The sequence below is a fragment of the Viridibacillus arenosi genome (assembly GCF_001955655.1).
In the GTDB taxonomy this organism is placed as follows: domain Bacteria; phylum Bacillota; class Bacilli; order Bacillales_A; family Planococcaceae; genus Viridibacillus; species Viridibacillus arenosi.
The window spans coordinates 1-6,212 of sequence record NZ_MSPW01000031.1 but is presented as its reverse complement, the minus strand read 5'-3'; the positions used below and the strand labels follow the sequence as shown (position 1 = coordinate 6,212).

8 protein-coding genes are annotated in these 6,212 nt (G+C 31.7%); 6 read left to right on the top strand and 2 right to left on the bottom strand.

The features are described from left to right. Positions 1-229: 229 nt before the first annotated feature. Entirely contained in the window at positions 230-409 is a 180-nt protein-coding gene (locus BK137_RS21500; protein ID WP_038183346.1) for a DUF4083 family protein, read from the top strand. A gap of 73 nt (positions 410-482) precedes the next feature. Next, the gene (locus BK137_RS21495) at positions 483-686 is read left to right on the top strand and encodes a hypothetical protein (RefSeq protein ID WP_038183349.1); all 204 of its coding nucleotides are present in this window, start codon (positions 483-485) and stop codon (positions 684-686) included. Positions 687-885: 199 nt separating this feature from the next. Here the strand turns inward: BK137_RS21495 and BK137_RS21490 are convergent, their stop codons facing one another. Continuing rightward, the gene (locus BK137_RS21490; RefSeq protein ID WP_038183358.1) at positions 886-1,332 is read right to left on the bottom strand and encodes a helix-turn-helix domain-containing protein; all 447 of its coding nucleotides are present in this window, start codon (positions 1,330-1,332) and stop codon (positions 886-888) included. Positions 1,333-2,015: 683 nt separating this feature from the next. Here BK137_RS21490 and BK137_RS21485 point away from each other — a divergent pair. The 3 genes from BK137_RS21485 (at position 2,016) to BK137_RS21475 (ending at position 4,549) form a co-directional block, all read left to right on the top strand. Continuing rightward, positions 2,016-2,555: a sigma-70 family RNA polymerase sigma factor gene (locus BK137_RS21485; RefSeq protein ID WP_038183359.1), complete on the top strand. Its 540-nt coding sequence runs from the start codon at positions 2,016-2,018 to the stop codon at positions 2,553-2,555. Continuing rightward, complete coding sequence (locus BK137_RS21480) at positions 2,552-3,541, top strand: DUF4179 domain-containing protein (RefSeq protein ID WP_038183364.1); 990 nt, start codon at positions 2,552-2,554, stop codon at positions 3,539-3,541. Before BK137_RS21485 ends, BK137_RS21480 begins: the two co-directional genes overlap by 4 nt. 273 nt (positions 3,542-3,814) lie before the next feature. Next, positions 3,815-4,549: a hypothetical protein gene (locus BK137_RS21475; RefSeq protein WP_038183366.1), complete on the top strand. Its 735-nt coding sequence runs from the start codon at positions 3,815-3,817 to the stop codon at positions 4,547-4,549. Between the two features lie 325 nt (positions 4,550-4,874). Here BK137_RS21475 and BK137_RS21470 read toward each other — a convergent pair whose 3' ends face one another. Next, positions 4,875-5,543 (bottom strand): hypothetical protein, encoded by a 669-nt coding sequence (locus tag BK137_RS21470; RefSeq protein ID WP_235175713.1) that lies wholly within the window; start codon positions 5,541-5,543, stop codon positions 4,875-4,877. A 149-nt stretch (positions 5,544-5,692) separates the two neighbouring features. On the opposite strand from BK137_RS21470, the gene BK137_RS22865 reads away from it, so the two are divergent. Further along, positions 5,693-5,815 carry a hypothetical protein gene (locus BK137_RS22865; protein WP_268746464.1) on the top strand — a complete coding sequence of 41 codons (123 nt, stop codon included), beginning with the start codon at positions 5,693-5,695 and terminating at the stop codon, positions 5,813-5,815. Positions 5,816-6,212 lie beyond the last annotated feature (397 nt).

Below are 6,212 nucleotides of genomic sequence, written 5' to 3'. Positions count from 1 at the left end.
GTGGTTATATTGAAAAAATTGTTTTTGAAATGGATTGTGAAAGAAAGTACTTAAAGTAACGGGTGCTTTACTTGAAGATCATCGAGTTGCATATGCAGCTCTTTTTTCTTTATTGAACTAACGGGGTAGTATACTTGAATAAGGATCGCTAACCTATTTAGAAGATCGTAACTTTTTGTTGTTATAAAAGTATAGAAAAGTGATTAAATGAATTTTAGGGGGTTTTTTTGTGAGTGTGAATATTGGCGATGTTATAGTGACTTTAATATATTTTGTCTTTCTTATTTTAGTTATTGCTATAATTTTTATTGCTTTTAAACGATTAAAAGATTCAACTAAAGAAAAACAGATAATTAACCAAAAATTAGACACTATTTTACAAAAGTTAGATGAGCAAAATAAACATTAATACTTGGTTTTTTTACTCTCTACGCTATTCAACTAACGAAGTTGGTAAAAAGGATTTTAGTGGAGGTGTAGCAATGAAACGTTGGTGGTATTGGTTGTTTAGTACGATACTTTTCGGTTTCATCCTTATAACCCAAGGCTTATTTTCCTCTTATAAATTGGAGGGTGAACATCCAGGTTCATTAAATGAATCATTATTAAGCATTTGGTGGGGCTGTATTGCAATTTTGGTAGTATTATTATTCATTAAACGGATTAGCGAAAAAGGGGATTGTTAAGATTATTCATTTGTTAAGAATGGTTCTTAAAGTAACGGGGAGCTTTAGTAAAGATCTTTGAGCTGTTCAGACAGCTCTTTTTTCTTATTCAATTAAAGGAGCAGTTTTGTTGAATAAGATATATACTGAAAAAAGTCCCTTCAGATAGTTTGAGGGGACTTTCCTATAAAATTAGTTTTTAAATCTAAACCCAAAATGATTATTTGTATTTTTTGGCTAGAGATTCGCTGCCAATCGCTCCAATGATAGTCATAAAAAACGGTCCAATTTGAAATAACAGAGAATCCTGTAAGAACACAATATTTAAATCAAATAACTTATTCCCTATTACAATAATAATCTTAGCTAGTATGATTAAAAATCCAATCATTAGAAGAATATCAAAAAACAATTTCCACCTTGGATAGACTAATTTTTGGCTATCTTTTATGAGTTTCTCTTTCAAAGAATTATCCTCCTTTACTAATTCATCAAGAGTAATATCAAATATGTCACTTATCTTAATTAACAATTCAATACTAGGATAACCTTCTCCACGTTCCCATTTGGAAATAGCTTGTCTACTAATATTAAGTTTTTCTCCAAGCTGTTGTTGTGACATATTATGCTTTTGACGTTCTTCTTTTATTTTTGAAGAAAAATACATATGATCAACTCCTATTCTCAGTATATTTATTTGCACTAAAAAACTAAAGAACCGCATCGTTGCAAAGGTGTAAACTATTAGTTTCCCCTTGGAAACAGCGTTTATTTTTGTTTATAGACCTTCATTCACCTGTTAATTATTATAAAAAAGAAGTATTTAGTGATCTTTACCTAAATGAAGGAAAGTCTTTTTATGTTGTTAAAGTGGCAGTTAAGTCAATTTCTTTTTTGGGGTTTTCTTAATAATAAGAGTTCTTTTTGTTATTTCGCTAAGAGCAACATTCTTTTAGTAACTGAAAGGAAATCTAGAGTTTGAACGGGGACTTTAGTAGAAGAGCATTGAGCTGTTAAGCCAGCTCTTTTTTTTCTTCTTCAACTAAAGTGGCGGGTTAATGTAAAGTTAGTAGGGCGATGAGTAATTGAAAAATTAATAAAATTGAATAAGTTGCTTAAAAAGTATTATCAAGGTCAAATTAGAAAAATCCTAAATAGCTCATCAATATATAATAGTCATGTCTTATATATTGATGGGCTTTTCATACATTACATACGCGTGCAAACTTTATTATTTTCCTTATAAATTTATAAGAGGAACCAAGATATTTATTTTTTGAAAAATAAAATGAGAGTATTCTTTCATTTACTCGTTATTACAAGTAGAAAGAAAGGAGGAGGTATCACTTCATGTTTGTATTAATTGATAGGCTACAAAAAAAGGATGAATTAGCTTTAAGAGAAGTGGTTCACACATATGGAGGTTATGTTAAAGCCATTGTTTTAAAAGTGTTACAGCCTAACCATACAGCTATTGAAGAATGTATAAATGATGTGTTTCTTATCATTTGGCAAAAGAGCAATCAATTTACTGGCAATGAGGCTGATTTCAAAAAATGGATTGGTGTTATCGCAAAGTATAAAGCAATTGATACATACCGTAGTCTTCAAAATAAGCCTGAAACTGTCGAATTATTCCCTTCAATTTCGAGTACAAGGGGTTTACCTGAAAGAATCGTAGAGCAGAAATCACTAAAAGAGCAACTGTTTATCAATATTTTAGGCTTAAATAAAACCGATCAGGAAATCTTTTTATTGAAATATTACTTGGGGTATTCAAATGGAGAAATTGCAGAGATATTCGCTATATCTAAGTCAGCCGTTGAAAACCGCTTATATCGTGGCAAGTTAAAGTTAACAGATGAGATGCGATGGGAGGTATCTAAATGAATGAAAAGGATTTTATCAAAATAGATATTGAAAAAATTGAACCTGTTGAATTATCAGATTGGGAAAAGAAAAACATAGAGAAAAGTATTTTATGTTCTTCAAAGAAGCATTCCAATAAAAAATTCAAATGGATAAGTGCTATAGCAATGACGACACTAATTGTTACTAGTAGTACAATTTGGCTACCCGCAGTTGCTGACCGCTTACCGATCGTTCAGCAACTAATACAAGTAAAAGACAATCCACAATTACAAGTATTTAGTGACTACGCAACAATTATTAATCAAATGGATGAAAGTAATGGTTCTACCATTGAATTAGCTGAGGCTTTTTTTGATGGCAGTATCATATCGGTAAGCTATGAAATGAAGCATGATAAACCGATAAATGGAGACCCATTATTTTGGATTGATCACTTAGAAGTAAACGGGAATACATTAAGCACACTAAGTCAGCAAATAAATAAAAAAGATGAATATACTTGGATTGGCATGTTTACAGCAAGAGTTTCAGACGAGGTCATCGATGAGACGATTAATGTACAATGGAGCCCAAAAGAACTTAAAGGGATTGAATATACAACCCTTGTTGAAGGGGACTGGAACTATCAATTAGAGCTTACACCAACTCAAGCCAATTCAAAAAAGATAAACATTCCATTTGGTGACGAACAATATCAGTTGGTGTTTAACCAAATAACAAGTGGGAAATTTGCAACGACTCTTTATTTTGAGGGAAACTTAGATTGGAATACTGAGTTTTTAATGATTGAAATAAAAGATAATCTAGGAAATGTATATGAGAATGTAGGAACATCAAGCTTTAAAAGTGAACCTGAGCGAGTAAATGGCTATATTGATTTTTTTGTCCCTGATACAGGTATTCAAACATTAATTTTTACACCAACGATACGAGTCGTTGATGAAAAAACATTAGCACCAAAGGAACTTATTCAACTACCAATTATTCAACTACCACTTGAGTAAATTATATTTTTAAAAATTGCATAGGAACAAAGATAAACGATATAGAAAGGGGAAAATAGAAAGAGTACGAAGGTTGCAAAAGTAATCAAAGGTAACTTTTTTTTTGAAAGAATGTGAAGAAATACACTTAAACTAACGGGTGCTTTAGTTAAAATAGACCATCATTTCGATGGTCTATTTTTATGTCCAAAACATCAAGTAGATTTTGGCGATCCAGTGTGAAATGTTACACTTAAAGTAACGCGGGTTAATAAAAAAACGAGGTAAAGATATATGAAAAAAAGATTAGTATTTTTCTTAGTAGGTGCGGTTATATTTTTAATTTCTCTACCAATAAGTACAAAAATGGTAATGGAGCTCATTCATAACCAAAAAATGAATGTACTTTATAAGATTACAAATGTAAGCGAAGGATTTCCTCCCACTGAATCTACATTTAATTTTAAAGGTCATATTGTAAAAATTAAGGAGACAATAAAAGACGAGAGTAGTTACATGGACCCTCGGAGTAATAAAATTGTCATAGCAGATTTATCACTGAAATTGGATGGAGAGGAAATAGATACTTTAAAAGATTATCCAATAAGGGTGGAAGAAGAAGGTTTAAATAGATACTACGGGGAAATTGCATATTTAATCTTAGTAGATAAAAAAGTTGATAAAACTCAATTTGTTATACTGTTAAAGAAAACAAGAGAAATGGAAAAAAAACTGCCGAACGGAGATATAGTTGGTTGGGTTCCACCGGAGAAATTAAAATACACACTGTATACATTAGATGTTGAAGGTAATTTGAAGAATAAATCTTTTAGTTTTTCTGAACGAGACGCTTTACAAACAGAACTCCTTAATGCTGGTGTAGTTGTCCCTTATAGTATTGGATATTATACAGATGCTTGGGAAGGTTATCCTTCGATATTCTTCCCATTTATATTTCCATTTTTAACTTTGATGGTCGGTTTCCTATTGATAATAGTTTTTTTCCCTATTAGAAAAGTAAAAATATAAAAAATTCCATACTTCTTCAACTAACGTGGTGCTTTAGTGGAATAAGGAAATTTAAAATAATCAAACTTTTTTATAAAAAACAGTACTTAAAAAAATAAAAGAAAGCAATCGTTTAATCAATCTTTATTCAAAACGATTGCTTTTTATATGCAGTAATATCAAGGGTTTAGAGTGATTTATAATCAAGGTTTATTCTAAACCAACATCTAAATCAACAAGAAGAAGGAAATGACTTCATAAAAGCTAATAAAACTCGTAAGACACCCACTACTACTCCTACAACAATTAGGGCTAAAGGGACACGGAATTGAAGAGAGAAAACTGCTTAATCCTTCTCAATAAATTGATCAAGCCAAGTCTCTACTGCTTTTTTCACATTTCTTGATTTCTCCATAAACTCATCCATAATATAACCGATTAACCTAGAAAGTGAAGCCTCATCAGCTTCATATGGATTATCTTTCTGTATATAAGCCAATACCAATTCAAGCTGTTTCTTTCTTTCTGGGTCCAAGATGGTTTGTACATATTTACTTATGTACTCATTGACGATGTTTGTGTTCTGTATGGAACTTTTCAGAAGCAGTGCGGCAGCATTTGAAATTGTAGTGTCTAGTGAGTAAGCAAGTTCAGCTAAGTCATCGTACAGTCTTTGATCGAATCGCATAGATACCCTTGGCTTTATCCCAGGTGTCTTTTTTCTTCTCTCGGATAGTAAATCTTTGTTGCCCATGAATACTGTATTTCTAAATCGATAATCTCTTCGGAAATGAATGGCCAAGTTATCGATTACTATTTTCGTATACAATCCTTTCTTACAAATTGTTTCACCAACAGTCTTCATCGGACTACCTGTGATATGTGATAGCCTTGAAATACACTCGTATAGTTCGTATTCTACACAAGGTTTTATATCAATCTTACGATCTGACCTCACTCTTTTTCCTGTCTTTTTTTCTGGCTCTTTTATCACTCTCTCGGCTTCTCTCTCCACTTTTCCTAACCTCTCTTCCGAACTTTAGTCTGGGACACATTCATTTTGTTCTAGATTTAAAAGTGTATGAAATTTGGTAGGGGAGTATGCAGAAAGCGATTATAACTTTCATAATTGGGCATACTAAATTAAAAACGGAGGTATGGTCGATGGGATATAAAGTGAAAATGACATCAGAAGAGTCAAAAAAAATTATGCAAGGTTGCAAAGATCAAGGGAAAAAATATGGCTTACCAGGGAATAAAAAAAAATCAAAAGCTATAAAGAAATAACGAATTAAAGGGGGAAATAATAATAGGCGTTTTATATGTGTTTAGAATGCTTGTCCTAAAAAAGCGGGATTCCTACTAATAATTTATTAGAAGTAGTAATAATTTCTTTGAATTATTAAGCCGATTTAAATGTAGTGAAGGGCTAACTCATATGCTGGTTGGGGTACTACATGGAAGAAAAATATCTGTAAGTTGGACGAGGGCAGGGAAGGTATTCAACCTTACATAGTTGCTGACAATTATCGCTTATTATAAGCCTACTAATTAAATAAAAAGGAGAGGGATGTAAATTTACCCCTCTCCTTTTTGTTTTACTAAATAACCTATTTCTTTAGTTGAATCTGTTTATACTTATTGAAGTTCAGAACGAATCGGTTCTTCAGGATAGTATAAATCT

Coding starts and splice junctions, on each gene's coding strand:
- BK137_RS21490 (WP_038183358.1), bottom strand. CDS start 1,332: ATGTATTTTTCTTCAAAAATAAAAGAAGAACGTCAAAAGCATAATATG.
- BK137_RS21475 (WP_038183366.1), top strand. CDS start 3,815: ATGAAAAAAAGATTAGTATTTTTCTTAGTAGGTGCGGTTATATTTTTA.
- BK137_RS22865 (WP_268746464.1), top strand. CDS start 5,693: ATGGGATATAAAGTGAAAATGACATCAGAAGAGTCAAAAAAAATTATG.
- BK137_RS21485 (WP_038183359.1), top strand. CDS start 2,016: ATGTTTGTATTAATTGATAGGCTACAAAAAAAGGATGAATTAGCTTTA.
- BK137_RS21480 (WP_038183364.1), top strand. CDS start 2,552: ATGAATGAAAAGGATTTTATCAAAATAGATATTGAAAAAATTGAACCT.
- BK137_RS21495 (WP_038183349.1), top strand. CDS start 483: ATGAAACGTTGGTGGTATTGGTTGTTTAGTACGATACTTTTCGGTTTC.